Below are 25,768 nucleotides of genomic sequence, written 5' to 3'. Positions count from 1 at the left end.
GCCGCAAGCTGACACTCATCCGGTCCTCCGGGATGAGCCGGGGTTGTCCAAGCTACACCACCTCCTGGGACACGATCCTCGATCGCCCTTTGATTGGTTTATCCGGGTGGGTACATACACGCCGGAGCCAGACCTGCCTTGGTCTTGGAGGCGCGCCAAGACCCCTGGAACACGGACCGGTGATGCCATCCATTGCAGGGGTCTCGGCCCGCGCGAGACAAGCTGGTGGTCGTTTGAGGACCTGCGTCTTTTGCAAAGAGCTGGCCTCACTTTTTACAGAATACCCGAACCGTAATCACGGCATTTACCGTGCGTGTCACCCGCGCCGCACCTCCTGCCCGCCAAACAACTGGCTGATTGGCAGCTGGAAAATGAAATAGGGATTGATCGGCGGCATGGCGGTCGCACGTTCCAGCCGGGCCAGATGCTCAGCTATCAGTTCCACGTCGAGCGATCTAATGTTCTCATCCAACTGCTCCACCCGGCTGGCACCGATCAGCACCGAGGATACGCCGGGGCGTTCCACAACCCATTTAAGCGCGACTTCTGCCGGCTTGCGGCCGATCTCCGAGGCAATCTCCTTGACCACATCGACCACGGCGAAATTCCGTTCGGTAAACAGCATGCCGCCAAACGGATTGTCACCATTCAAGCGGCCGCTGCTGCCCTCATCGCCGACCTCCGCTCCCCGATCCGGCATGGCCGCCGCTCGAGCGGCGTCGGCAAGCTTGTCGCGGCCATATTTGCCAGTGAGCATGCCGGCTGCGAGCGGGCTCCACGGCACGAGGCCAAGACCCAGTTCCTGGCCCGCCGGAATGAGATCAAGTTCAACGCCGCGATCGATCAGCGAATAGGCATATTGCAGCCCGATCGGCTTTGGCAGGCCATGCGCCTCGGCAAGCGTTGCAATCTTGGCGACATACCAGGCCGGCGTGTTGGAGAAACCATAGTGCAGGATCTTTCCGGAGCGGACGGCCTCCGTCAGCGTCTGCAAGACCTCTTCGGCCGGCGTCGTACGATCCCAGACATGGATCCAGTACATATCGATATAGTCCGTCTGCAGCCGCTTCAGCGAACTCTCGATCGCCAGGCGGATGTTCTTCGCGCCATTGCCGCCCCAAAGCGGCGTGCCCTCGCCGCGGGAGAAGCCGGACTTCGTGGCGACCACGAGGCGGTCGCGCCGGCCGCTCGCTGTCAGGAATTGACCGAGCATGATCTCGCTCTCGCCGCCGGAATAGATGTCGGCTGTATCGATGAAGTTTCCGCCAGCATCCACGTAGGCGTCGAAGAGGTTGCGGGAGGTTGTCTCGCTCGCGCCCCAGCGGCCCGCGCCGAAGGTCATTGTGCCAAGCGCGAACGGGCTGACGATCAGGCCGGATTTTCCAAGTGTGCGGTAGCTTGTGAGGTTCATTTGCGTTCTCCGTGTTTGTCTTCTCCGATCTAGGGCCCTTGAACCTCTGGGATTAGCCCTTGCCCGCCGCATGAACTTGTGAGCACCATGCAGCAATGGAACGGGGTGACATCAACGATCTTATGGCATTCGAGGCGGTCGCCCGCGAGCGGAGCTTTACGCGCGCGGCGGCAGTGCTCGGCATGTCGCCATCGGCCCTCAGCCATTCCATGCGCGGCCTGGAAGACAGGCTAGGTGTCCGGTTGCTTGCCCGCACCACCCGCAGCGTCGCGCCGACCGAGGCGGGCGAGCGGCTGCTGCAATCCCTGCGTCCGGCTCTTTCGGGGATAGAAGAGGGGCTGGAGGCGCTGCGGGAATGGCGGGACAACCCGTCGGGTACCGTGCGCATCACCACCTTCGCCTATGCTGCGCGCGTGGTGCTGCTTCCAAAGCTTCCGGCATTTCTCCTGGCCCAGCCGGATATTCGCGTCGAGGTCAATATCGACGACGGGCTGACGGACATCGTTGCCTCGGGCTTCGATGCGGGCATCCGGCTGGGGGAGGCGGTGGCAAAGGATATGATCGCGGTCAGGCTCGGGCCGGACCTGCGCACCGTCGTCGTCGGAACGCGTGAGTATTTCGAGCGCTGTCCGCCGCCGCTGACGCCCTACGATCTCGACCGCCATGCCTGCATTGGCTACCGGCTGGCGACGTCTGGTGGCCTGCTGCCCTGGGAGTTCGAAAAGGATGGCAAGGAGTTCAGGATCTACACCAGCGGGCCTCTCGTCGCCAATGACAGCGACCTGCCTGCCGCCGCCGTTCGCGCCGGCGCCGGGCTTGGATACATGATGGAGCATGAAGTGGCGGACGAGATCGCGTCCGGCAAGCTCATCCAGGTGCTTGGCGACTGGTGCCCGGCATTTCCGGGTTTTCACCTCTATCACCCAAGCCGGCGGCAATCACCGCCAGCGCTGCGGGCGCTGATTGCAGCACTCAAACTGTCCTAAGCCTTACATGGGGTAATTGTTTTGCCGAGGTAGTCCGTATCGGCTCGAGAACAAGCCTATCGGGTGCCTTGCGAGGCAAACTCCTCGTCATCTCCCGGCATCATCATGCTTCAACTGATCATCGCAGCAGTCCATCGAGATCGAAATCCTCCCAGCCCCGGAGGCCGGGTGCGGGATCTTGTGAGGGCTCGTCTGCTTTTTTCGCTGGCTTCTTTTTCTTCGCCAGTCGCGTCACCTTTGCCTGATAGGCGGCCTTCGCTCTCTTTTCCGCCTTCGCCTCAGCATCCTCGACACGCCACTCGTCGATGGCGCCCCGGTCAAGAAGATCCTCGACAAGCTTTGGATCGAAGACGTGGAAGGTTATCTGGCGGGCGCGTCCTGCGAGCCTCACGGTCCTTGTCCCGGCGCTCGGAAGACGGCCGTCTGCCAGCCAGCGATGCCGCTCGCTTGCCTTCATGCCGAGGATGTCCTGGATCTCGCGCGGAATGACGGGCAGTGACGGCGCCTCTTCCACCGCCTGGGAGACGACAGATGCCGCTGCGGTAAAGGCGGGCCTTGCATCGGCTGGCATGGCGAGAACAAGATCTACACCTTCGAGCGACACAGCCTTCCTGGAGACAGCCGGAAGGCGTGCCTGTATCTCCTGGAGGAGGCCCTTGGCCCGCACGGAGGACCCCATGGTAATAGCCGCCGACAGGGTCCATGTCCTGATCAGCTCGATGTCGTTCTTCTCGTGTTTCGCCATGCCGCCTAGATGGTGCGATACATCATGGCGGTCAATACGCCCGACCCTAGTGCAAAACGATACAGGGAACGCCGAAGCGCTCCCTGCTGCTTCACCTCGAAGGCTGCAGTGAAACCTGCGCCTTCATCTTCTCAAGCACACGGGCGATAGGGTTTCCATCGGGGGCTGTCAGCTTGCGCCCTCGGCGTTTGCGGATTTTAACCACGAAGTTTTTGACGGAACGTTTCTTCATGGTGTCACGCCTCAGGCGACCTGCCGTTCCGCTTCTATCTGCAGTGGCGCGGTTTGTCCGGCCGACGTGCCGATCGTGATCTTGCGTGGCTTCATGGCCTCCGGGATCTCGCGCTTCAGCAGAATGCGAAGAAGGCCGTTTACCAGCGAGGCATCTTCTACCTTCACATGATCGGCTAGTTCGAAGCGACGCTCGAACGAGCGACCAGCGATCCCGCGATGCAGATATTCCCCATCCTTGGCTTCGGCCTTCTGACCTGTGACAATCAGGACGTTGCGTTCCTGCGTGATGTCGAGATCGGAATCGCCAAAGCCTGCGACCGCCATTTCGATCCGGTAGTCGTTGTCGCTCGTCTTGACGATGTCGTAGGGCGGCCACGTGTCGATCGCCTGCAGGCGCTGCGCGTTGTTCAAAAGATTGAACACGCGGTCGAAGCCAACGCTGGAGCGATAGAGCGGTGCAAAATCAAGATCGTTCCTCATAACCAAATCCTCCGTAAAGCGAGATGGAAAGGAGACGCGGAAACTTGCGTCCCCGGTTGTGTCAGCCCCTGTCGGCGACTGGCGAACTTGATCTGGTTTCGACGAAAACGCGCTTCAAGAGGGGTGATAAAAAAATCCATTGCGCGAAATCATGGAAGCTTCTGATGCGGGCTCGCGCGCCGGGGGCTGTCGGTCCCGGTTTCCGGCTTATGCCGTCGCTATGCTAAACCTCCTGCGGCAACCCTTTTGACCGGTCTTGCGAGAGGCGAACTGCCTTCGCGGTTCCCGCTTCGGCTGGTATGCCCTTCCGTTTGTTAGTTGCGGCGCGATCCGTAGCGACTGAAACGTCGCGGTGTCACCCGACTTTGAAAAAATGAGTCGCTTCAGATGCTTGCGGCAAGAAGGGCTAAAGCCATGATCCAAGAACGATTCTCGACATATTAGTTTACAGGCATCCGATCTACTCCGCCTGAGGGCAGCTTGACTCTTTCCTTCGGCCGGAACAAAAGAAGAACATTGGCAATTCTGCGGGACATGATGTCCTGTTCAACGCGAGCCGAGGGAGGTCCGTGAACGATGTCGCGTGTCCATAACCCTCGGATGATCGAGGAACTCAGGGATCGCATCGCCCACCTGGAGGGCGGTGTTGCCAGGCGACCTGCCGTCCTTCCGTTCGGCGTGCGCGACATCGACGACTGCCTGCCGGGAGGAGGTCTTTCCCATGGCGCCCTGCACGAGATCGCTGGTGGAGGTGGCGGCACGGTCGATGGCGCGGCGGCAGCGTTGTTTGCAGCCGGAATTGCCGCGCGCTCGAAGGGCAAGGTGCTCTGGTGCCTGACGCGGCCTGACCTCTTTTTCCCGGCGCTTGCGCGGCCGGTCTTCATCCGGACCGCGTGATCTTCTGCGAAGGTGACAAGGATGAGGACGTCCTGGCATCCATGGAAGAAGGTTTGTCATTCGGCGGACTGGGAGCCGGGGTCGGGGAGCTCGTGCGGCTTCCAATGGTCTCCTCGCAGCGGCTCCAGCTGGCGGCCGAGAAATCCGGGACGATGGCGCTTGTCGTGCGACGATGGCGGCGACAGACGGAGGCGTCGGACTTCGGCAATCCAACGGCCTCGACCACACGATGGAGGGTGAGCGTGCTGCCGTCGCAGGAACTGCCGGTGGCAGGGGTCGGCCGGGCCCGGTGGCTGGCGGAATTGATGCGCGTGAAGGCAGGCGAGTGTGCTGAGTTCGAGATAGGAGCCTGTGATGCCAAGGGTCGTGTGTGTCTACTTCCCTCATCTTCCCACCGACAGGATCAGGCGGCATGGCGAGGCAGCCGTGCCAGCTGACCAGCCGCTCGTCGTCATCTCGAGGTCAGGCTCGAAACGGTGGATCTCGGCTGCCGACACGGCCGCGCGCAAACTCGGCCTGAAGCTCGGCATGCCGGCAAGCAAGGCGCAGGCAATCGTGGCCGGCCTGACGATGATCGATGCCGATCCTGCTGCCGACGCTGCTGCTTTGGAGAGACTGGCGCTGTGGGCGCTGCGGCAATACAGCCCGGTCGTGGCCGTCGATGGCGTTGACGGGATTGTCATGGACACCGAAGGCGCCGATCACCTGCAGGGCGGCGAGGACCTCTTGATCTCCGGCCTGGTCAACGGATTAAGGGGGCGTGGCCTGACGGCACGTGCTGCGGTCGCCGATACCTGGGGCGCTGCGCATGCCATCACCCGCCTGACGTCGGCTGGAACGACAGTCGTTCCGGTAGGCGGCGTTGTGAAAGCGGTGACTGGCCTGTCGATCCACTGCCTGCGTCTTCCACCAGACACGATCCATGGGCTGCGGGTAATGGGTGTCGAGACGGTCGGCGAACTTTCCGCGATGCCGCGCGCACCGTTGACACTGAGATACGGTCCCGAAGTCGGCAGACGTCTCGACCAGCTGTTCGGCCGTGTCGCCGAGCCCATCGAGCCGCTGCGAACGCCGGAACTGATCGAAGTGGCCCGGAATTTCCAGGAGCCGATCGGTGCTGCGGAAACGATTGCAAAATATGTTCGGCGCCTCGTCGGCGAGCTAACGGCAAGGCTCGAACAAAAGGGTCTGGGTGTCCGGCGCTCGGACCTCGTGATCCATCGTGTCGACAACACGCGCCAGTCCATCCGGGCCGGCCTGGCAAAACCAGTCCGCGACCCCGCACGTCTGTCGAAACTGCTTTGCGACCGGATTGAAAAGATCGATCCCGGCTTCGGTATCGAACGGATGGTGCTTGTAGCGATCATGGCGGAGCCTCTGGAAGAGCGTCAGGTCGCTTCTTCGCTTGTGGCAGAGCAGGTGGTCGACGTCACGCCACTGGTCGACATTCTCGGCAATCGCGGCCAGCGCCTTTACCGTGTCACGCCGGTGGCCTCCGATGTCCCGGAACGGTCCATGCGGCGTATCGGACCAACAGACGACGAGACCGGCGCGACCTGGGCCGCAAAGTGGCCGCGACCATCGCGCTTGCTGGCGAACCCGGAACGGATCGACGTCACGGCGCTCCTCCCTGACCAGCCACCGGCCGTGTTTACCTGGCGGGGCAAACGCCGGCGCGTCAGACGCGCCGATGGTCCAGAGCGGATCTTCGGAGAGTGGTGGATCCGGCCAAGGGAACACGCGGCTGTGCGAGATTACTTCGTTGTCGAGGACGAGGGAGGCGAGCGATATTGGGTCTATCGCGCCGGCGACGGCGTGGACGCGGACACGGGATCGCATCAGTGGTTCCTGCACGGGGTGTTCGGATGAGATATGCCGAGCTCCAGGTCGCCACGCATTTCTCCTTCCTGCGCGGAGCAAGTTCGGCGGAAGAACTGTTTGCCACCGCGGCAGCCCTCGGGATCGATGCCCTTGGCGTTGTCGATCGCAACTCGCTCGCCGGGATCGTGCGGGCATGGGAGGCGGCAAAGACCACAGGCGTGAGACTGGTCGTCGGTTGTCGTCTCGATCTCTCGGACGGCATGTCGCTTCTGGTCTACCCCACCGATCGACTAGCCTATTCAAGGCTGACCCGTGGAACGCGGGTCCTGGTAGACGATCGCATTCTTGTATTCAGGTTTCAGGAGATCAGCCCAGCTCTGGGGCACGTTCTTGACCAGTTGCGTATTGACGAGGAAGGCAACCGAAAGCGTATGCACGGTAAACCACTGGCCATCTTTTTCACGCAGGGATTGGGGAAGACGGTCGAAGTTCACCGGCTTGAAGCCTTCGACGACGCCAGCTGCTCGCGCCATCCACTGATGACGTGCGGTCGTGGGTCGGACGATACAGATGCGCCGAGGGCGAATTGGAAGGGGCCGACGACGCGCCCGAAACGCTCGATGATCAGCTTGCCTGCGGTGAGATTGTAGACCACCCCGACATCGAAGGCGGGGCGGACGAAGCTTTCCGCGAAGCTGCCGAGTAGCATTAGGTCGACGCTAGAGCCGCCTGCTTCGCTGGCGGTCTCCTTGTTGGCGCACGCTCACGGATCACCGCCACATATTGGTGGCACATCGCGAGACATCAATTGACATGGCTCCAAATTCGTGACACATACTGAGACACGAATTTGGAGATTTTGCTTTGTCCCTGACGCGCGCCTACAACAGCCCAAAACGGGCGGCACAGTTCCAGGAAACCCGGGAGGCAATACTTTCAGCCTTGTTCTCCCTGATGGAGTCCGTGGAGAACCCGGACGACATCGGCATGGACGCAATCGCCGCCGAAGCAGGTGTGCAGCGTCGGACGATCTTCAGGCACTTCGAAAACAAGGAAGAACTGCTGCGGGCATTCTGGCCATGGCTCAATGCCCGCATCGGGGCCTCGATCAAACCGGTGACCCGGGAAGATATTTCTGACGGGCCGCGTCAGGCGTTTCCCCTTTTCGATGAACATGATGCCGCCATGCGGGCCGCGCTGCACTCGCGGACCGGACGTGAGATGCGGGCGGGCACTATTGCGAACCGGCGCCGCGACTTCTCGGCGGCCCTCGCTCCTGCCCTCGATAAATTATCGCAATCGGAACGCCAGAAGATCGAAGCCCTTGCGCACCTGCTCTACTCCGCCTCCGCTTGGGAGGTTCTCAAAGATTATGGCGGTCTCGACGGCACCCAGGCCGGAGAGGCCGCTTCCTGGGCACTCGAATTGATCCTGTCCGCGATCAACTCGGGCGAGACTGCGGCGGACGAAACCATCGCAGCCAAAGGAGATAAGCGATGACAATCGATGCAAATCCTCCCTCCAAGGCCGATTGCCGTTGGGTGGTCGCCGACAAGATACGCTTTTTGGGCAACCTCCCAGGTTCGTCAATCGAGCTTCTGGACATCGAGGTGCCAGCGGGATCTGGAACACCGCCTCACACACACGATTCAGCGGAGCTCTTTTACGTGCTGGAAGGCGAACTAACCGTGCGGCAGTTTGGTTCAGAAATGCCACCCGTGGTCATCCATGCTGGACCTGGAACATCGGTGAGGATACCGTCTCGCGTACCTCACAACTATGTCAATGAAAGCGGCAATCCGGTGCGCATGCTGGTCATGCTTGAGGCAAGCATGGTCGCTTTCTTTCGCGATATAGGATCGGCCGAGCCAGCAGGCGGCCCCCCGGACTTTCGGCGAATTGGCGCTGCAATGGAGAGACATGGCATCGAGGCACTTGCCAGCGCGGCCTGAAGCCGCGACGCTCTGATCACACCGGCACCAAGTGCCGGTGCGGATGCTTGTCGCCAAGATCTGCCGGCTAGTACGAGGCAATGGCTGTCAAAGCATGGGTCACACCGACCAGCCGTTTGGCGGCATTGAGTTTGAGGGCGCTTTGATCACGGCGATGATCGGCTCCGGCTTCCCACCTTGAAGCGTTGCACGGATAGAGTCTTCGATTGCGGTTGCATCATGCTGCCGTAAAACCAGATGTTCGGCCGGCACAGCCCCTCGGTTTTGCTGCGGTCTGACATGGACGCGTCCCGGTCAAAGGCCGTGTGCCACGCCGCGTTGCGGCAGGATCACCGCCTCGTTGCAAGGCAGGCTCGCGTCCGGCGCAGCCCGCCGGTGGCAGGCAGCACCATTCGCAAACCTTCCTCGCTCCTCCTGGCAATGCCCTGACCTTGGGCCGGGCCGCTGATTCCCATGTCCTTTTGCCCGCACCCGAGAGGCTGAGCCGGACGACAACCGGCACCCCGGGCTTCGCTGAAACATCGCTCAAAGGATCCGATCATGGCAACGCTCAACCGCTCCACCCAGAAGACCCGCCCCAACAAATCCCAGCGCGCCACCACCCTGGAAATGGTCAGGCACGCCTGCCCAGATGCAGCCCAGGCCCACCGCATCTCCGAAAGCTTCGGCCTCGCCCTCATCGACAGTGACGGGATCCGCGACCTCCACCGCGGCCAGCTGATCGAAAGCGCAGACGCGCTGAAGGACGGCCTCGCCGAAAAGGCCATGCAGATCCATATGCAGCGCATCGTCGGATCGTTCGTCGGTTCCGCCTACGGCGCCGGGCAATTCTACTCACGCGCGGTGACCGAGGCCCGCGATCTCACCGCGAAGCTTTCCAACGATACCAGGGACGAGGATCTCGACGGACCGGTTGGCTTCGACAGCCGTGCGCAGCGCAAGCGCGAGTTTGCAGCCGACATGGGCCTGCAGGCCCATGTGCTTCGCATGGCAGCCGAAGGTGTCGTCTCGGCCTACGAAGACATCATCGGCGAAACCTGGAAGCCTTATGAGCGCACGGTTGAGCAACCTGCGCAATCCGTCGACACACAAGCCGCAACCGCCCAGATGGCGGCTTTCGAATAGGATCATCGCGGGGCTTCGGCCCCGCCGTTTCCAATCCCGGACGCTGTCGCGACTTTTTTAGGAAAGAAAAAAGGGCCGACGGAAAACCGCGGCCCATAAAGTATGAAGGTCATGGACCTCCAGAGGGGAACAGCTGCTGCGGCGGAACTGGGAGGAAGCCGCCATCTGCATCAGCTGAGGGCACTATGCACACGTTTTGACCATGACGCACCTCATTTTTGTGCAGTTTAGCTATGCATCGGCGCTGTGCGCGGCCGTGCCTGATTGTTTGACGTCCGTCGCCAAGTCTACCAGGAGATGAGTGGCGTCTCATGAAGCCATTTGTCAGTGTCGCACTGATCGAGCACAAAAGTCGCAACGTCTTCTCGCGAGATCGAACCGCCGTGGAATGTGTCGAAGCTCGTCAACGCACGCACAGGCTTCCCGCCGGGCTTGTTGTTCAGGATGGAAGGGCGGACGATCGTCCAGGCAAGCTCGCTGTTCCGGATGATGGACTCCTGACGGTCCTTGTCGGCATAGACCTTACGCAGGAGGAGCGGGAAGATCAGATTGTCGAACAGGAAGCCGCCGTGCCCAGCGCTGTCGCCGGCGGCGATACCGGTGATGGCGACAAGGCGCTTCACCCCCTCTGCCTTCATCGCATCGACGAGTGCCCGGGTCGCAGTCGAAAGGAGCGTAACCTCGCGGAACGGACTAGCGGGTGTGCCAAGCGCACTGATGACAGTGTCGCGGCCTTTTACTGCCTGACACAGTGCCTCTTCATCGCGGGCATCGCCGACAACGATCCTGGCTCCAACCAAATCAGCGGCTTTCTCCGGCGAGCGAACGAGTGCGGTAACATCGTAACCACGAGCGACAGCCTGTCTGACGATTTGGCGAGCGGTCGGACCCGTGGCGCCAAGGATCAGGATCTTCGGCAGGTTGGTTGGATTTATTTCTGTTGGAGAGGTGAGCATGGAAGTGGTCCTCGTGAAAGGCAGGGCGCCCCTCATGAGGCCGCCTCATTGGTTTCGATGATGGTGGAATTCAGAGCCTTCCCTCTGCCACGAGTTCGCGGGTCCGCTTGAGCGTCGACAGCAGGGCCGATCTGTATCCCTTGTCGCTGTCGAACTGCGCCTTCTCGGCCTGCTCTTCAGGTCCGCCGGGCTCTTTGTCGCGCAATCCGAGATAGCAGTAGAATTTCAGCTGCAGCGCGCCTGCTTCATCCTCGAAGAGCTCGTTGATGATGGCGCCCTCGCGGGGTCCGGTCGCCTGAAAGAACGTGACCTTGCTCTGCGGTTTCAGGGTGATGATCTCCCTGATGTCAGAGCCCGCGATCGTCGCTTCACAACGAAATGGGTCGCACTTTCCTCGGCGACGTCGCAGCGGGTGCAGAGGCCCGGTGGCAAAAACAGGCGCGCGTCGCGCGCTTTCAGTTCAAGGCCCTTCCAGACCTGCTCTCGGGTGAGCGTGGTTTCGCCTTCAGGATTTACGGGAACGGTTGCGGTCGAATAGATCATGACGATGGTCCTTGTTGTGAGATGTGGGGCGGCCTGCCTCAGGCGGAGGCCGCGGTTTCCAAAGCGAAGGCGCGATAGGAGCGAAGCGGGCGGCCGAGCAGAGCCGTCAGGCGCTCGACGTCCCCCTCGTCATGCAGCATGCCGTCGGTCAGGAACCGCTCGCCCATCATGCGCATGTCGTAGGCCATCCAGGCGGGCATGAACTGCTTGAGGTTTTGCTCGAAGGCCGCTGTATCGCCACCGCCATAGCTGATGGGGCGTCCCAGGATGTTCGACCAGATGGAAGCGATATCCGCTCCGGTCAGTGTTTCGGGGCCGACCAGATTGATGCGGGTGAGGGGAAGGGGCTGTGCAGCCTGTTCGCGACGCAGCAGTTCCAGGGCAGCGATCTCGGCAATATCACGCACGTCGATCATGGCGAGGCCCTTGTCACCCACCGGCATCGGGTAAACGCCATAGCCGGTGATGACATCCTTGATCGTCAAATCGTTCTGGATGAAGTAGGCCGGCCGCAGGATCGTGGCGGCCATGCCCATTTGCTCGATCATGCGCTCCACGGCGAACTTGCCGGCGAAGTGCGGGACATTCACGTAGACGTCGGCATGGATCACCGACAGGTAGGCGATGCGCTCGATGCCAGCCGACCGCGCCACGTTGAGGGCGATCAGAGCCTGGGTGAATTCGTCCGGTACGACAGCGTTCAGGAGAAAGAGCGTAGAGACGCCGTCGAATGCGCCGCGCATCGAGTCCACGTCGAGGAAGTCGCCCTTCACGACGGCAACACCTGCCGGGAAGTCTGCCTTGGAGGGGTCGCGGACAAGGGCACGAACGTCTGCACCATTGTTGACGAGGTGCTGGATGACTTGCGCGCCGATATTGCCTGTGGCGCCGGTAACAAGGATGGTCATGGGAGTGTCTCCGGTTGTTTGCTTGACACCCCGAATATGGATGGTTCACTGTTGGCCCGATAGACGGTCAATTTAGACGCACTGTCCCACAGGTGGAACACTATGGACCTGCTCGCTCTTGCCGACTTCAACCTCGTCGCGCGCCATGGCGGCTTTGGCAAAGCGGCGCGCGCCACCGGGCGGCCGAAGGCAACCCTGTCGCGGCGCGTGGCGGAACTGGAGGCGGCCCTCCAGCTTCGGCTGTTCGAACGCGGCGCGCGCACGCTGAAACTTACGGAAGAAGGGCGCGCGCTTTCCGAGCGGACAGCCCGCCTGCTGACCGAGCTGGACGAAACTGCGGCGGCGATTGCTTCCGGTGCGGAAAAGCCCCGCGGCCGATTGCGGATCAGTGCGCCACTCCTCTTGTCGCAGACCGCGATGGGAAAGATCGCCGCGGGTTTTGCGCTGAAATACCCGGATGTAAGACTTGAAATCACCACGGAAGATCGCGCCGTCGACATGATCGAGGAGGGGTATGACCTCGTGATCCGCGTCAACCCCGCGCCTGACGAAAGCCTCGTCGGTCGCGCCTTTCTCCATGATCGCCTGGTTGTCGTGGCACGTCCCGATCTCGCCCGCCCGAAGGGCGGTCAATCAGTCCCGTGCGTCGTCCGGGGAGGGGCAGGCGCGGAGACCTGGAATGTCATGACCTCCGAAGGGCCTGCTAAGATCAGGGTCGATCCCGTCCTCGTCCTGTCGTCCCTCATTATGGTTCGGGATGCGGTGAGGGCAGGCGTCGGGGCCGCACGCCTGCCGATCTCGCTGGTCAGCCACGATATCGGTGATGGGACATTGCAGCACTGGGGCGACATCGAAGGCTCCGAGATCGCGCTCTGGGCGCTTTACCCGTCGCGGCGTCTCCTGAGCGCGCGGGTCTCTGCCTTCCTCGATTTCCTGAAGCAGGCCTTCCCGAAGGGAACACCCGAAGAACTGGCCGCTTATATCGGCGGATAAGGATCGGACGCGCTAAACCGCAGCAGCAACAGCGCGCGAATAGGCACCAGGCGGCATCCCTACATGCCGATTGAAGGCAACGCTGAAGGCGCTGGTCGATCCATAGCCGACGCGCTCGGCAATGTCCGCTATGGGTAAATCCTCGCGGAGGAACTCCTTTGCCAGTACCATACGCCATCCCGTCGCGTATTCCATCGGTGCTACCCCAACTTCCTTGCGGAAACGATCGAAGAAGGTCGAGCGAGACATCGCAGCCTCTTGGGCAAGCGTTTCCACCGTCATGCTGCGACCCGGATCTGCATGGATCCGGCGCAGTGTTGGTGCCAGCATCGGATCTGCCATGCCCCGCAGGAGGCCCGGCGGCGCTTTGGCGTTGGCTGCTGATCGTAGCGCGTCGATGAACAACACTTCGAGTAACCGGTGAAGCACCATCTCACGCGCGACACGGTCAGCTCGCGTCTCCTCATTGATCATTCGGACGAGAGTCATCAGTCGCTCTTCACCATGAACATGGATGACCTCCGTCAGCAGCGATACGAGAAGAGCCTTGTCATCCGAGCCGAACGCGCAATGCCCGACCAGTGCCTTGATCTCCGTCGGCGCCTCCGGGTCGCCCAGGCGAAACACACCGGGGCTGGTTTCCAGACGTTGTGCAAGGGCGCCGCGTGGCGGCGGCTCCATGCTGCTCATCGTGAACGAGAAGATCTTTGGGACCAGGACGAAGTCACCTGCAGTGAGCACCATTGGGTCACGACCGGCGATCGTCATCAGGCAACGGCCCTCGACCACGGCGCAGTAGAAAGGGCTTCCAATCTCCGTGCGCTCAACCAGCCACTGGCCACCGCCCGTGACCAGCTTCGAGATCGACGGGCTTGGCTTGAGTAGTGAGACAACTTCGGCGACAGGGTCGGTCATCATTCGGACTTTCGCTAAACACTCTCGGACATGCGCATATAGCAAGTCCGGGCGATCAGGTCCATCTTCAGCTCATTCAAATGTCAGGAGAAAGAACATGCCAAAGATCCTCATCACCGGTTGCTCATCCGGCTTCGGCCTCGCCATCGCACAGAAATTCGTAGATGCCGGGTGGCATGTCGTCGCGACCATGCGCACGCCGCGAACCGACTTGCTTCCGTCGAACGACCGGCTCGAAATCCTGCCGCTCGATATCACGAACCCGGATAGCATCGCGAAGGCTATCGAAGCCGCCGGCCCAATCGATGCGCTGGTCAACAATGCCGGCGTCGGCATGCTCAATGTGCTGGAAGGCTCGGAGATGTCGAAGATCCGCGAACTGTTCGAAACGAACGTGTTCGGTGCGATGGCGATGACCAAAGCCGTACTCCCGCAGATGCGGGCCCGTCGCTCAGGCGTCATCGTCAATGTCAGCTCCGCCGTCACGATAAGGCCGTTGCCCGCGCTCTCGGTCTACAGCGCCAGCAAGGCGGCCCTCAACGCATTCACGGAGAGCCTTGCGCTCGAAGCGGCACTGTTTGGCATTCGCGCCAAACTTGTTTTGCCTGGCTCGGCGCCGACGACCGGCTTCGGCAAGAATGCTGTCTCGCGCATGGGCATGGAAATTCCCGAGCCATATGCCGCCTTCGTCAACGACTACATGACGAAGCTGCGTTCGGGCGCGCAAGTCACCACGGCCGACGCGGTTGCAGAGGCGGTCTGGCGGTCTGTGACGGAGATCAACGCGCCGATGAAGATCCCCGCCGGCGCTGACGCGGAAACCTCGTTCCGCGAGGCGGGCAATCGACTCGCCTGAACATCACCATCCGAAATCCACCCTTGAAGGTCCAGACCCATGAACAATCTGATCAATCTCGCCAAGCATATTCCAACGCCTGAAGCCACGCTCACCGTGGCCTACACGCCGATACGCCTTCCGATGCCAGGGCGCCAGACGCTCGAATTGCGTCTGACCGCGCCCGCAAGCGGCGACGAGCTGCCGATCCTGCTGCTGTCGCACGGCTACGGCCCTTCCAACTATATCCCTTCAAAGGACGGTTACGCTCCCCTTGTCCAGTTCTGGGCGGAGAGAGGGTTCGTCGTCATCCAGCCGACGCATGCGAGTTCGCGGGTGGGCGGCCTGCCCTCGGATGCACCCGGTGCACCGTTCTTCTGGCGTGAGCGTGTCGAGGAGATGATGGCGATCCTGGACCAGTTGCCGGAGATCGAGCGGCAAGCGCCGGCCGTCGCCGGCCGGATGGACCATTCGCGCATCGGCGCAGTCGGTCATTCCTTCGGCGGCCACACGGTTGGGCTCCTGCTCGGCGCGCAGGTGGATGGAGAGGATTTTTCCGATCCACGCATTTCGGCAGGCGTTCTCCTGACAACGCCGGGGCGTGGCGGTAAGGATATGACGCCTGAAAGTGCTTTGCGGTTTCCGTTCTTCGACGTCGACTTCTCGACGCTCTCGACACGCGGCCTCGTCGTTTGCGGTGATATGGACAACCCGCACTTTACGACGCGCGGCCCTGAGTGGCATGCAGACGTGTTTCATGACGCGCCAGGCGCGGTCGCCATGCTGATGATGCACGGCGTCGGGCATGGTCTCGGGGGGATCGCAGCGCTCGACGCAAAGGAAACGGAGACGGAAACACCAGACGTGCTGGAAGCGACACGGCGTCTGACGCTCGCCTGGCTTCAAAGCGCACTCGGCGCGGACGAAGGCGCTTGGCCGAGAGCGTGCCTCGCACTTGAAAGCGAAGCCGCCCCGCTTGCGACGGTCACGGAGAAGCAGCTGTAGCCGCAGAGGCAGGTGGCTCGGTTGAAGCCGCGCCAGTGATGAGACATCGGGCGCCATGTACTGGCGCTCGATGCGATCTGCAGGATCCGCGGGTAGCGCGGCAGATCCTGACGTTCGGCTAGCTTGCCACGGTCTCTTCTGAACCGCGCCGAGTTTGCCGGAGACTCCAACTCGTGAGAAGTAGGGTCTATGACAAGCAAGACGACGAACAAGTTTTCTCCTGAAGTCCGCGCCCGCGCCGTTCGAATGGTTGTCGATCATGAAGCAGAGCATCCTTCGCGGTGGGCGGCCGTGTCTTCCATAGCCGCCAAGATCGGCTGCTCGGCGCATACGCTCAATGAATGGGTGAAGAGGGCTGAGGTGGACAGCGGCAAGCGAGCTGGCCTGCCGAGTGACGTCGCCGAGAAGATGAAGGCTCTGGAGCGGGAGAACCGCGAGCTTCGTCAGGCCAACGAGATTTTGCGCAAAGCCTCTGCGTATTTTGCGATGGCGGTGCTCGACCGCCCACTGAAGCGATGATTTCCTTCATCGACGAACACCGCTCGGTGCTCGGGGTCGAGCCAATTTGCAGACTGCTGCCGATTGCCCCGTCCACCTATTATGAGGTCATCGCCAAGCGCACGGATGTGGACCGTCTGTCGGCCCGCGCTCGACGCGACATTGCCATGAAGGTCGAGATACGCCGGGTGTTCAACGAGAACTTCCAGGTCTATGGCGTGCGCAAGGTCTGGCGACAGTTGCAACGCGAAGGTTACGACATCGCCCGCTGCACAGTCGCTCGGCTTATGAAGGCAATGGGGCTACAGGGCATAATTCGCGGCAAACCGATCCGCACGACGGTCAGTGACAAGACCGCGCCACATCCGCTCGATCGGGTGAACCGGCAGTTCTACGCTCCCGCGCCGAACATGCTGTGGTTATCCGATTTCACCTAGAGCATTTCTGGTGATCTTGGGATCACCTTCAACGCTCTATGCTCTTGTTTTTACCGTATTTTCCGACGCCGAAGCGATCACGCTTCGGCTGGAAATGCTCTATGTTGCGACCTGGCAGGGCTTCGTTTACGTGGCCTTCGTCATTGATGCCTTCGCCCGCCGGATCGTCGGTTGGCGGGCAAGCCGGACTGCCCACGCGGGCTTTGTGCTCGATGCCCTCGACCAGGCACTTCATGATCGGCGGCCCGTCAAACGTGGCGGGCTGGTTCATCACTCGGACCGCGGCTCGCAATATGTGTCCATTCGCTATTCTGAGCGATTGGCAGAGGCAGGCATCGAGCCCTCCGTTGGTAGCGTTGGCGATTCCTATGACAACGCGCTCGCCGAAACGATCAACGGCCTTTACAAAGCCGAGGTCATCCATCGCCGGGGACCATGGCGCAACTACGAAGCCGTGGAGTTCGCCACGCTCGAATGGGTGGACTGGTTCAACAATCGACGCCTTCTGGAGCCCATCGGCAACATACCCCCAGCCGAGGCAGAAGAACGATACTATGCCGTGCTGGACGCGCCAGCCATGGCCGCATAACTTAAACCAAACGGTCTCCGGTAAACTCGGTGCGGTTCAGTTGACCCGGGCAAAACATCCCCGGACGAATGGTCAGGTCGAACAGATGAACCGCGCCATCAGGGAGGCAAGCGTGAAGCGCTTCCACTCCGACGACCATGACCGGCTACGAACGCATCTGAAAGATTTTGTCGCAGCCCGCAATTTCGGCCGCCGTGTGAAGACCCTCAAAGGTCGGGACTGAACATCCGAGGATGGCGGCAAGTGCCACCTTCGTCTTGAAAGCCTGGCTATGGTTTCGGCGCAGTCGTCTCGTCATGGTCTCTCCTGTTCCCGGTCTCTAGGCCGAAGTCGGGCGGAAATTCCCCTTATCCTAGCTGCGCGGATTTCCCGAGCCGGCTCTGTTGCCATGTGTCGGCGAAACGTCCCCTTGAACGCAGCCGGACAGAACGGGCATCGTTTCGGCCGAACTTGGCAGCCCATTCCGCGACGGTCTGGAACGGGACTTCAATCCCGCGCTCGGCCAGCAAATCCTCAATTTGATGCAGGCTCGGAGGGGCCGGAAATACAGCCGAACGATCCCTGCGGGAAAACGATGGCGTGCGTAGCGGGACGTTGCAACGTCGGGCGGCGGGTCGGGCCCATGCCGGTCAGCACCGCCGTAAATGTCAAGGCGCGCTACCCAATTGGATGACGATAGTCTCGACTCTCCGCGAACGGTTCCATATATCTATGTCACGATGTGTTCACATAGGCACGTCGGCAGTGATTTCGCTCGGGGAGGGGCGGCTGCCGTCCGTGAAGGCGACGATCGGGGAGGATAATTGCAGATGCCGAGTAACCCCCATGCCAGCTACATCGCGCCAAACCCCGCGCGAGAAACCGGATTTCTCGGGTCAGGAAACAAACCTGGGGTCATGCTCGGCAGCAAATACGAGCTTGGCGGAAGCAGGTTGATAGCCTCATCTGTTGATCGGGGATGGGGAAGTTCGGTTGCGGCGGAAGTCCGGCGACACGAAGACCTTCACTGCACGGCCTTCGTACAGCAGGTGAATGAAGTCATCATAGCGCTTTCGGGCTTCGCCAAGATCAGGAGGCGGGCGGATGGACCGGAACAGAAATTCCTTTCCCGTCCGGGATCCGCATGTATCTGCCCACGGGGAGTGGCGGTCAAATATCTCCATATTCATTCCGGCTCCTTGGACATGCTCCACCTTTATTTGCCCCAGAACCTGTTCGGAAATCTGGAAAGTTCCGACAGCAGCTCGGTCGATTCCGGGTTGATGTACACCGGCGGTTTTTTTGACCCGTTGGTTCAGCATATCGGCTTGGCGATCGCCGAAGAACTGCAGGCCGAGCATTCCGCGGGCCGGATCGTTCTCGATTCTCTCGCTCTCGCGCTCGCCGCGCGCATGCTTCAGCACTACACGCGTCAGGTACCTGGCAATGTGTCTGGTTCATACATCGATGGAAAAGCGGCGGGTGCATTGGATCACGCCCGGCTAAACCGCGTGCTCGAGTTCATGTACCAGAACCTCGGCAACGACGTGACCCTTGAGGAGCTCGCTGGTGTGGCGTGCCTGAGCATCTACCATTTCGCGAGGGCATTCAAACTCGCGACTGGAAGCGCGCCGGTACAGTACTTCACAGACCTTCGTGTGGCGCGGGCCAAGTCACTTCTGACCGATCCCAGCATCACCGTCGAGGATGTGGCATTCTCCACCGGTTTCTCGTCCGGACCGAACTTCGCGCGCGCGTTCAAAAAGTCCGTCGGCTTGTCGCCAACCCAATATCGCAGCCAGCACTGAACCGGAGTCCCGTCTCCGAGAAGGTCCGTTTTATCGCGCTCGCGCGAAGGGCTTCTCTTTGTCGACGTTCATACTGGCCGGCATGCTGTTCAAAACAGCAAGAATTGCCATCGACAGAGCAATGCCGGAATTTGCGGTCTTTTCCAATCGCCATAGACTTCGGGACAGGGTTGTACGGCTGTAGGCCGGGGAGCCGCTCCAGGGGGAGGAAACTTCCGGAGGACGGAAAGCCGACGACACTGGTGCTGCTTCTGCGGAGAGGATCGCAGCCGGCGGCAAGCGCAGGCGGCGGAGCCGTCTTGCGGGAGGATTGGACGCAGTTGGGAGGCTACGTCATGAGACAATTTCGTGGGAATTTGAAACCGGATCCGCGTGATGAGCAATGGCTCACACCCCAGCTCGTTAAGACAGGAGCGGGCGATATCGAGGTGGCCGAATTTGGGAACCCCAACGGCCCAGCGCTGATACTTTTGCCGCACGGTCTGGGCGACTGGTCATCACTTAACAATATTGCGCTCGACCTGGACGCACTCAAACCCGACCTGCGATTCGTTTCTTTATCCCGACCCGGTTGCGGGAGAACGCCATGCGTCCGCGAAGGGATTTCGGATCCTTTGTTCTTTGAGGCGAGCAATACCGTCCCGGCTCTGATGGACGCACTCGGTATTGAAGCCGCGCACTTGGTAGGACATGCCGACGGAGCATCTGTTGCACTGATCTTCGCGGGGTTGTTCCCCGACAGGGCACTCAGTGTCGTTGGTCTGTCGGCCTATGGTTTTGCCGACGAATACCTTAGAGCAGCGCTCGAATCCATGTCTTCGCTGGCCGACGGGCCGCAGTCTCTAGCGAACTTTGCATCCGTCAAAGATCCGGAAACACGCTTCCTTCGCTGGCGGGAAGACCGCCTATGGGAGTGCGCGACGAATTGGAATGCCACGAGGTTCCTCCGCGGTGTTTCCATTCCATTCACTTTCATACAAGGCGCACGGGACGAGTTACTCAGCATTGATCAGGCGGCTGCGATAACCGCCTGCGTGCAAGGCGAGGTTTGCTGGATCACGCTGCAGAACGCAGGACACTTCGTTCACCTCGACAATCCTCAGCAAATCGTCATGCTCATCCGACGGCAACTGGAACAAGCGCGCGGCGCGGTCGTCCCATCGGTGGTGACAAGTGATAAAACCATTCTCAGGCCGACCTCGAAAAGGTCTGTGCCGGAGGTCGTCCGATCAAGTGTTCCTGCGCGTCCGCTTCTGGTTCAAGACGAAGCGCCAGCCTGGTTGTTTCCAGCCTAGACAGAGCATTTCTACCGGTTGTCTTCAGTGCCGTTGATACCTATAGCTGGGTGAAACGGATGCTGGTGTGCCATGGATCAAGACAAGTCGTTGCAAAAGCTGGTCCCGGCAGTCGAAAGGGCTGCCGAGATTTTGGATATTGTGAGTTCATCGAAGCGGTCCCTTACTGTTTCGGAGCTCTCCAGAGAGACGAGTCTTCCCAAGAGCACCGTGCATGGACTCTGTGGTACGATGGTACAGCTGGGATTGCTTGTCCGGCGGTCCGATCAGACTTTCGTGGTCGGTCCTCACGTCCTCCGTTGGTCCAACGGTTTCGATCGGCAGACAGATGTCGCCACTGAATTTGCCCTGCTTTGTGACGAGATTTCCATCCCGGAACATACGGCAGCATCTCTTTCGGTACCGGAAAATGCCGATATGGTCTTTATCGCCGCCCGGCAGGCCGTCGCTGGAAACCGTTTCGCGGCACGTCCCGGCATGCGTTTCCCCCTGGTGTACATAGCCTCCGGCAAGGCCGTTCTTTCGCTGTCTCCTGATTTCGAGGTCCGGCGGATGTGCGCAGGATTTTTTCCTGCTCCTCTCACAGATAAGTCGATTGGCGGGGTCGAAGACCTTTTGAAGGAATTGAGTCAAGGACGCGCGGAGGGAGTGTTCCACGAGGTCGGCCAATGTATCGAGGGGGTGACCAACGTCAGTTCACCGGTAATGAACGCGGTCAACAAACCTCTTGCAGCCGTGATGCTGAGTGCTCCGAGCGAACTCGTTGAAGGCCAGGCCTTTCAAGAAATTTCCGCGGTCGTCGCGTCACTGGCACAACGACTTTCACGTCGAATGGGAGCCGACATCCAGATTTGAGATCGTGGGAGATTACCTTCCTTGGCGGCCTCTAGGACCGCACCGGATTGGTTGGACCGTGCAGATCCGCTCCCATGCGATGGGAAAGCTGCGTGGCGATGCGCTTCACATTTGCGATCGCCTTCTTTTGAACACCTTCGTCGACCGACTCGTTCGGCAAGCTGACCGCAACGCCGGCGATCGGGCGATTTCGGGAATCCAGAACCGCTGCTCCGAAGCAGACAATCCCTTCCGCAACCTGCTCGTCGTCGCAGCTATACCCCCTCTGTCTGATCTCCTGGAGTTCTTTAAGCAGGTTGTCGACATCTTGAACGCTCCTCGGAGTCCGGACGGGAGGTAGTCCCTCGGGATATAGTCGACGAACTTCAAAATCGCTCATATGGCTGAGAAAGGCCTTCCCGGTCGCCGTGAACGCCGCCGGTAGACGCATTCCCGTGCGGAAATCAATCCGAGTGTTGCTCCATGCGGAATTGCGAGCGGCAATATAGATCACTTCCGCGCCTTCCAGCACCGTGAGAGTGATGGTTGCTCCCGGCAATTCCGTTTCATGATCCCAGATCGATGCGAATTCAGTCGCAACGTCAGACTGAAGCGAGAAAGCGTTCGACCATCTCATCACATGCGGGCCGAGCTGAAACGTTTGATCACTGCGACGGATAAGCAACTCGAGATTGATCAGTGTGTGACACAAGGTATGGACCGAACTCCGCGCGATTTTCAACTCGCGGGAAATCTCGGACAGGCTGAGAAAGCTCCGGGACCGTGCCACCAGGTCGAGAATTCGAGCGCCTCTTTCGAGTGCGGGTACGGGGTTTGACTTGCTTTTCAGTGAATCCATGACGCCTCCCGAACTTGTCATTTGCGGCCAAGTTTTCCTCTTGACAGCCGTATAGCCCAACGATTAGCGTCCTGTCTATCGAAAAGTGTTCAACATAGTGAACGAATATCGAGATGTAGACAGATTTCTGGCTCAATCATTTCGTAGTCGTGCTTCTTTGGGAGGTTTGCATGGCATTGAACGTCCGCGACTGGGCCGTGAAGTTCGGGGAGGCGACCGATCGCGATCCGACGATAGGGGCGATGGCGCGCTATTACACCTGCACGTTCCTCTGGGACATGGGGACGCAGAAGATCATCGTCGAGATGATCGACGGAAAAACATATCGGATCAACACCGATCCTCAGCCGCTCGATGCCTTCGATTTCGCGCTCCGGGCAAGCCCTGCGACGTGGCGCGAGTTCGCCAAGCCCATTCCCGACCCGATGTACCACGGAATCTGGTCCGCCAGCTTCAGACGCGACCTGAAGATCGAGGGAAACATCCTCGTGATGATGCAGAACCTGCGCAACTTCACCGTCCAATTCGAACTCCTGCGCAAAGTCGGCGTACCAGTCTGAAGCCCGTTTGACGTTAAGGAATATCTGAATGGCTAAGCATTCTCCTGTCATCGGCCGCTACGTCACGATCAACGTGGACGGCTACGAATACAAGGTGTTCTACCTTCGAAACGGGAGTGGTGTTCCCGTGATGTGCCAGCACACCGCAGGCTGCCATAACCACCAGTGGCGTGGTCTCCTCGAAGACGAGTCCATCACCAAGGACTATGACATCATCGCCTACGACCTCGCGCGCCACGGCAAGTCCGATCCGCCGCTGAACCGTGAGTGGTGGAAGGAAGAGTATACGCTCACCGCCAGCCACTACATGAACTTTATCATCGCCTTGTCCGAAGCACTGGAACTCGATCGCCCGATCTTCATGGGTTCGAGCTTCGGCGGAAACGTGGCACTGCAGCTTGCGCTGCATCATCCCGACAAGTTCCGCGCTGTCATTCCGGTCGAGGCCGCGGAACATGCACCTGGCTTCTATCTCGACTGGTGGCGGCATCCGCATGCGAACGCAGCGCAGGTCTGCGCAAGCGGTGTCTGGGATCTCATGGCTCCCCAAAGCCCTGACATGGATCGCTGGTTGACCTGGCACTACTACAGCCAGGGCTCGGAGGTCTTCAAAGGAGACCTCTACTTCTACTCCATCGATCACGACCTTCGCGGGAAACTCGAGAACATCGATACGAAGCGCTGCCCGGTAATCATGATGACTGGCACCTACGATTACCTCACACCCCCGGAGGCGACCGAAAATACCGCCCGGCAGATTCCCGGTGGCATCTACATCGAGATGGAAGACATCGGCCATTTCCCGATGTCTGAAAACTATCCGTTGTTTGCGGTGTACCTCAAAGAGGCCCTCCGCATCATCGACGAGCGCACCTGAGCGACGAATAGCGACAACGAGGCTTACCTATGAAGATCATCGAGTTTGATGAAAAAGGGCGCCGTGTCGAGGCCGACGGAAAATCGGCGTCGTCGAAGACCAGTGGCTCGGCTCTGGCCCCCCGTCCCCAGTTCTCCCCGGCCGCGAAGGACGCGCCGCGATCCCGGCGCAAGTCTTCGGGGATCGAATTGCATATGTTCCAAACCGGAACCCTTCGAACGAAGGTGAAGTACATCAAAATGAATCAGGGCGACGGCGATATCGAAATCCCCGTGCCATGGTTCCTTATAAAGCATCCGCAGGGCAACGTCGTGATTGATGGTGGCAACGCGATTGAAGTCGCCATCGACAAGCATGGTCATTGGGGCAGGGTCGTGGAGGCATACGACCCCATCATGGCTATGTCCGAGAACTGCGTCGATCAGCTCAAAATGGTCGATGTGGCTCCCCATGACGTGCGCTACGTTCTGCAATCGCACCTGCATCTGGATCACACCGGAGCTATCGGCCGCTTTCCCCGTGCCCAGTATTTTGTCCAAAGGAGCGAATACGACTACGCGCTGAAACCACACTGGTTTTCCGCGGGAGCGTATATCCGTGCCGACTTTGATCGCCCTGGACTGAATTGGAAATTCCTCGGCGGGGAGGTCACCGACAACTACGATCTGTTCGGGGACGGTACGGTCCGGATGATCTTCACGCCCGGCCATTCCCCTGGTCACCAGTCATTTCTGATCACCTTGCCGAAGAGTGGTCCGATTCTGCTCACCATCGATGCCGCCTACACGCAGGACCACTGGGAGAACCGCGCCCTGCCCGGCCTCGTCGTTTCTTCTGCGCAAGCGGCGGACTCCGTGGCCAAGCTGCACCGCATCGCCGCGGCGACGGGCGCTACCGTCATTACAGGTCATGATCCACAGGCCTGGGCGGGCGTTCGAAAAGCACCGCACGATTTCTACGACTGACGCATCAACCGCAACGAACGCATATCAACTGGAGGAGTAAAATATGCTAAAGACTTTCGCGTATGCAGCAGCAGTGCTGGGAGCGCTCACAACGACCGCGCTGGCGGAGGGACTCGACGAGCTCAAGCCCGAAGTCGTCCAGCGCCTCTACAACAAGGATATGCTCGATCCGGCTCAGCCGATTGGCGTGAGCAAGTGGCGTGACTTCAAGGCGAAGAAGGGCCCGCCCTGGAAGATCGGCTATGCTTCCTCCTATGCAGGCAACACCTGGCGCGCAGCAGCAATGAACGAGTTGCAGAACGAGATCGTTCCGGAATGGCAGAAACTTGGCCTGCTTTCGGAGCTTGTCGTTACGCAATCGAACCTTAACGACTCGACTCAGATTCAACAGATCCGTCAGCTCGTAGACCAAGGAGTCGACGCGATCATTCTCTGCTGCTCGAACCCCACCGCCTTGAACGCATCCGTCAAATATGCGGCTGCCAAGGGCGTTCCGGTCTTTTCAATGACCGGCTACCTCACGTCCGAATACGCGATCAATTCGTCGGTCAACTACCAGGTGGGCGGCTACGAAATCGGCAAGGCGATGGTCGAACAACTCGGCGGAAAGGGTAATGTTCTTGTCGTGGAAGGCATTCCCGGAACATCAGGTTCAGACAGCCAGAACCGCGGCGTGCTCGCAGGCCTCGCGACTTCGCCCGATATCAAGGTGGTTGGCTCGGTCGCCGGCATGTGGACTGACCAGATCGCACAGGGAGAGGTTCAGAAGTGGCTTGCAACAAACCCGGGGAAGCTCGACGGCATTGTGGTCCAATCCGCCGCGGAAATGGGCGTCTTACGCGCCGTCCAGCAAGCTGGACGCGGTGAAATCCCGGTCGCCATCGGCGGAGAGCTGGGGGCCCTGTGCTACTGGCGCAAGAACCCCGACTACATCAACACGTCATTCCAACTGTGGCCGCCGGCCGACGATATGGGGCTGATGTGGCATGTCATGATGCGCACGCTGCAGGGACAGGGGCCGAAGGTCCAGTCCATCCTGGTCGATCCTGTCAAGATCACGTTCGAGGACCTCAAGAAGTTCATGAACGAAGATTGCTCGGTCGATAGCGCGGAGTGGCTGAAGGTCGGCGCCAAGGGTTGGGGCTACGACCCGTCATATCTCGATGACTTTTTCCTTCGCCCGGCGGACCCGCGCGCTTACAAGCCGTGAGAGGGACAGGGGCGCGCGAATGCGACCCCACCTCAATTTTCACAATCGAAT

Annotated in this window: 24 protein-coding genes, 7 pseudogenes and 1 other annotated feature; of the genes and pseudogenes, 20 read left to right on the top strand and 11 right to left on the bottom strand. The window is 60.3% G+C overall.

The window, feature by feature from the left end:
* Positions 1-316: 316 nt before the first annotated feature.
* Positions 317-1,411, bottom strand: a complete 1,095-nt coding sequence (locus ACEVQ6_RS21280) for an aldo/keto reductase (protein WP_374891050.1) — start codon at positions 1,409-1,411, stop codon at positions 317-319.
* Between the two features lie 95 nt (positions 1,412-1,506).
* Here ACEVQ6_RS21280 and ACEVQ6_RS21275 point away from each other — a divergent pair, with 95 nt between their 5' ends.
* On the top strand, positions 1,507-2,397 hold the full coding sequence (locus tag ACEVQ6_RS21275; protein ID WP_374891049.1) for a LysR family transcriptional regulator: 891 nt from the start codon (positions 1,507-1,509) through the stop codon (positions 2,395-2,397).
* 118 nt (positions 2,398-2,515) lie between these two features.
* On the opposite strand, the gene ACEVQ6_RS21270 is transcribed toward ACEVQ6_RS21275, so the two are convergent.
* The 3 genes from ACEVQ6_RS21270 to ACEVQ6_RS21260 all read right to left on the bottom strand — a co-directional run bounded on the left by ACEVQ6_RS21270 (position 2,516) and on the right by ACEVQ6_RS21260 (position 3,856).
* Positions 2,516-3,142, bottom strand: a complete 627-nt coding sequence (locus ACEVQ6_RS21270) for a hypothetical protein (RefSeq protein WP_374891048.1) — start codon at positions 3,140-3,142, stop codon at positions 2,516-2,518.
* A gap of 91 nt (positions 3,143-3,233) precedes the next feature.
* Positions 3,234-3,374 (bottom strand): hypothetical protein, encoded by a 141-nt coding sequence (locus ACEVQ6_RS21265; RefSeq protein WP_374891047.1) that lies wholly within the window; start codon positions 3,372-3,374, stop codon positions 3,234-3,236.
* An 11-nt stretch (positions 3,375-3,385) separates the two neighbouring features.
* Positions 3,386-3,856, bottom strand: coding sequence for an Hsp20 family protein (locus ACEVQ6_RS21260; protein WP_374891046.1), 471 nt, complete (start codon positions 3,854-3,856; stop codon positions 3,386-3,388).
* Between the two features lie 576 nt (positions 3,857-4,432).
* Here ACEVQ6_RS21260 and ACEVQ6_RS21255 point away from each other — a divergent pair.
* The 3 genes and pseudogenes from ACEVQ6_RS21255 to ACEVQ6_RS21245 form a co-directional block, all read left to right on the top strand.
* Positions 4,433-5,190, top strand: a pseudogene (locus tag ACEVQ6_RS21255) (ImuA family protein).
* Positions 5,108-6,622, top strand: a complete 1,515-nt coding sequence (locus tag ACEVQ6_RS21250) for a Y-family DNA polymerase (RefSeq protein ID WP_374891045.1) — start codon at positions 5,108-5,110, stop codon at positions 6,620-6,622. Before ACEVQ6_RS21255 ends, ACEVQ6_RS21250 begins: the two are co-directional and overlap by 83 nt.
* A pseudogene (locus ACEVQ6_RS21245) lies at positions 6,619-6,888 on the top strand (PHP domain-containing protein); the annotation flags it as partial. The gene ACEVQ6_RS21250 and the pseudogene ACEVQ6_RS21245, both read left to right, overlap by 4 nt.
* Here ACEVQ6_RS21245 and ACEVQ6_RS21240 read toward each other — a convergent pair.
* Entirely contained in the window at positions 6,874-7,107 is a 234-nt protein-coding gene (locus ACEVQ6_RS21240; protein WP_374891053.1) for an ABC transporter substrate-binding protein, read from the bottom strand. The pseudogene ACEVQ6_RS21245 and the gene ACEVQ6_RS21240 sit on opposite strands and share 15 nt — an antisense overlap.
* A 331-nt stretch (positions 7,108-7,438) precedes the next feature.
* Between ACEVQ6_RS21240 and ACEVQ6_RS21235 the strand changes: the two genes are divergently transcribed.
* The 3 genes from ACEVQ6_RS21235 to ACEVQ6_RS21225 all read left to right on the top strand — a co-directional run bounded on the left by ACEVQ6_RS21235 (position 7,439) and on the right by ACEVQ6_RS21225 (position 9,651).
* The gene (locus ACEVQ6_RS21235; protein WP_374891044.1) at positions 7,439-8,074 is read left to right on the top strand and encodes a TetR/AcrR family transcriptional regulator; all 636 of its coding nucleotides are present in this window, start codon (positions 7,439-7,441) and stop codon (positions 8,072-8,074) included.
* Entirely contained in the window at positions 8,071-8,526 is a 456-nt protein-coding gene (locus tag ACEVQ6_RS21230) for a cupin domain-containing protein (protein ID WP_374891043.1), read from the top strand. The genes ACEVQ6_RS21235 and ACEVQ6_RS21230 overlap by 4 nt, the downstream gene beginning before the upstream one ends.
* Before the next feature lie 540 nt (positions 8,527-9,066).
* Positions 9,067-9,651, top strand: a complete 585-nt coding sequence (locus tag ACEVQ6_RS21225) for a hypothetical protein (RefSeq protein ID WP_374891042.1) — start codon at positions 9,067-9,069, stop codon at positions 9,649-9,651.
* Between the two features lie 287 nt (positions 9,652-9,938).
* Here the strand turns inward: ACEVQ6_RS21225 and ACEVQ6_RS21220 are convergent, their stop codons facing one another.
* The 3 genes and pseudogenes from ACEVQ6_RS21220 to ACEVQ6_RS21210 form a co-directional block, all read right to left on the bottom strand.
* Positions 9,939-10,607 (bottom strand): NAD(P)-dependent oxidoreductase, encoded by a 669-nt coding sequence (locus ACEVQ6_RS21220; RefSeq protein WP_374891041.1) that lies wholly within the window; start codon positions 10,605-10,607, stop codon positions 9,939-9,941.
* Positions 10,608-10,677: 70 nt separating this feature from the next.
* Positions 10,678-11,150 (bottom strand): annotated as a pseudogene (locus ACEVQ6_RS21215) (SRPBCC family protein).
* Between the two features lie 38 nt (positions 11,151-11,188).
* Positions 11,189-12,058 (bottom strand): SDR family oxidoreductase, encoded by an 870-nt coding sequence (locus tag ACEVQ6_RS21210; RefSeq protein ID WP_374891040.1) that lies wholly within the window; start codon positions 12,056-12,058, stop codon positions 11,189-11,191.
* 102 nt (positions 12,059-12,160) lie between these two features.
* Between ACEVQ6_RS21210 and ACEVQ6_RS21205 the strand changes: the two genes are divergently transcribed.
* On the top strand, positions 12,161-13,051 hold the full coding sequence (locus tag ACEVQ6_RS21205; protein WP_374891039.1) for a LysR family transcriptional regulator: 891 nt from the start codon (positions 12,161-12,163) through the stop codon (positions 13,049-13,051).
* Positions 13,052-13,063: 12 nt separating this feature from the next.
* Here ACEVQ6_RS21205 and ACEVQ6_RS21200 read toward each other — a convergent pair whose 3' ends face one another.
* Positions 13,064-13,966: an AraC family transcriptional regulator gene (locus ACEVQ6_RS21200; protein ID WP_374891052.1), complete on the bottom strand. Its 903-nt coding sequence runs from the start codon at positions 13,964-13,966 to the stop codon at positions 13,064-13,066.
* 97 nt (positions 13,967-14,063) lie between these two features.
* Here ACEVQ6_RS21200 and ACEVQ6_RS21195 point away from each other — a divergent pair, with 97 nt between their 5' ends.
* The 5 genes and pseudogenes from ACEVQ6_RS21195 to ACEVQ6_RS21175 form a co-directional block, all read left to right on the top strand.
* Complete coding sequence (locus tag ACEVQ6_RS21195; protein ID WP_374891038.1) at positions 14,064-14,822, top strand: SDR family oxidoreductase; 759 nt, start codon at positions 14,064-14,066, stop codon at positions 14,820-14,822.
* A gap of 39 nt (positions 14,823-14,861) precedes the next feature.
* On the top strand, positions 14,862-15,806 hold the full coding sequence (locus ACEVQ6_RS21190; RefSeq protein ID WP_374891037.1) for an alpha/beta hydrolase family protein: 945 nt from the start codon (positions 14,862-14,864) through the stop codon (positions 15,804-15,806).
* 189 nt (positions 15,807-15,995) lie between these two features.
* Positions 15,996-16,738: pseudogene (locus ACEVQ6_RS21185) on the top strand (IS3 family transposase); the annotation flags it as partial.
* Positions 16,280-16,396, top strand: a sequence feature (AL1L pseudoknot). It overlaps the preceding pseudogene by 117 nt.
* Before the next feature lie 103 nt (positions 16,739-16,841).
* A pseudogene (locus ACEVQ6_RS21180) lies at positions 16,842-17,330 on the top strand (IS3 family transposase); the annotation flags it as partial.
* A gap of 37 nt (positions 17,331-17,367) precedes the next feature.
* A pseudogene (locus ACEVQ6_RS21175) lies at positions 17,368-17,544 on the top strand (IS481 family transposase); the annotation flags it as partial.
* 172 nt (positions 17,545-17,716) lie between these two features.
* Here the strand turns inward: ACEVQ6_RS21175 and ACEVQ6_RS21170 are convergent.
* Positions 17,717-17,976 (bottom strand): annotated as a pseudogene (locus ACEVQ6_RS21170) (hypothetical protein); the annotation flags it as partial.
* A 163-nt stretch (positions 17,977-18,139) separates the two neighbouring features.
* Here ACEVQ6_RS21170 and ACEVQ6_RS21165 point away from each other — a divergent pair.
* The 3 genes from ACEVQ6_RS21165 (at position 18,140) to ACEVQ6_RS21155 (ending at position 21,267) form a co-directional block, all read left to right on the top strand.
* Positions 18,140-19,117 carry an AraC family transcriptional regulator gene (locus ACEVQ6_RS21165; protein ID WP_374891036.1) on the top strand — a complete coding sequence of 326 codons (978 nt, stop codon included), beginning with the start codon at positions 18,140-18,142 and terminating at the stop codon, positions 19,115-19,117.
* A 335-nt stretch (positions 19,118-19,452) separates the two neighbouring features.
* Positions 19,453-20,412: an alpha/beta fold hydrolase gene (locus ACEVQ6_RS21160; protein ID WP_374891035.1), complete on the top strand. Its 960-nt coding sequence runs from the start codon at positions 19,453-19,455 to the stop codon at positions 20,410-20,412.
* 72 nt (positions 20,413-20,484) lie between these two features.
* Complete coding sequence (locus tag ACEVQ6_RS21155; protein WP_374891034.1) at positions 20,485-21,267, top strand: IclR family transcriptional regulator; 783 nt, start codon at positions 20,485-20,487, stop codon at positions 21,265-21,267.
* A 31-nt stretch (positions 21,268-21,298) separates the two neighbouring features.
* On the opposite strand, the gene ACEVQ6_RS21150 is transcribed toward ACEVQ6_RS21155, so the two are convergent.
* Positions 21,299-22,105: an IclR family transcriptional regulator gene (locus tag ACEVQ6_RS21150; protein ID WP_374891033.1), complete on the bottom strand. Its 807-nt coding sequence runs from the start codon at positions 22,103-22,105 to the stop codon at positions 21,299-21,301.
* Positions 22,106-22,275: 170 nt separating this feature from the next.
* Here ACEVQ6_RS21150 and ACEVQ6_RS21145 point away from each other — a divergent pair, with 170 nt between their 5' ends.
* From ACEVQ6_RS21145 to ACEVQ6_RS21130, 4 genes are all read left to right on the top strand, one after another.
* A complete protein-coding gene (locus ACEVQ6_RS21145; protein WP_374891032.1) occupies positions 22,276-22,665 on the top strand; it encodes a hypothetical protein in 390 nt (129 codons plus the stop codon).
* Positions 22,666-22,693: 28 nt separating this feature from the next.
* The gene (locus ACEVQ6_RS21140) at positions 22,694-23,542 is read left to right on the top strand and encodes an alpha/beta fold hydrolase (RefSeq protein ID WP_374891031.1); all 849 of its coding nucleotides are present in this window, start codon (positions 22,694-22,696) and stop codon (positions 23,540-23,542) included.
* A 194-nt stretch (positions 23,543-23,736) separates the two neighbouring features.
* Positions 23,737-24,507 (top strand): AttM family quorum-quenching N-acyl homoserine lactonase, encoded by a 771-nt coding sequence (attM, locus tag ACEVQ6_RS21135; protein ID WP_374891051.1) that lies wholly within the window; start codon positions 23,737-23,739, stop codon positions 24,505-24,507.
* A gap of 43 nt (positions 24,508-24,550) precedes the next feature.
* Positions 24,551-25,717 (top strand): ABC transporter substrate-binding protein, encoded by a 1,167-nt coding sequence (locus tag ACEVQ6_RS21130; protein WP_374891030.1) that lies wholly within the window; start codon positions 24,551-24,553, stop codon positions 25,715-25,717.
* The last annotated feature ends 51 nt before the right edge of the window (positions 25,718-25,768 follow it).

The organism is Ensifer soli, assembly GCF_041928815.1.
In the GTDB taxonomy this organism is placed as follows: Bacteria; Pseudomonadota; Alphaproteobacteria; order Rhizobiales; family Rhizobiaceae; genus JBHFEI01.
The sequence above is the reverse complement of the archived record's forward strand: the minus strand, read 5'-3'. Positions and strand labels throughout refer to the sequence as shown.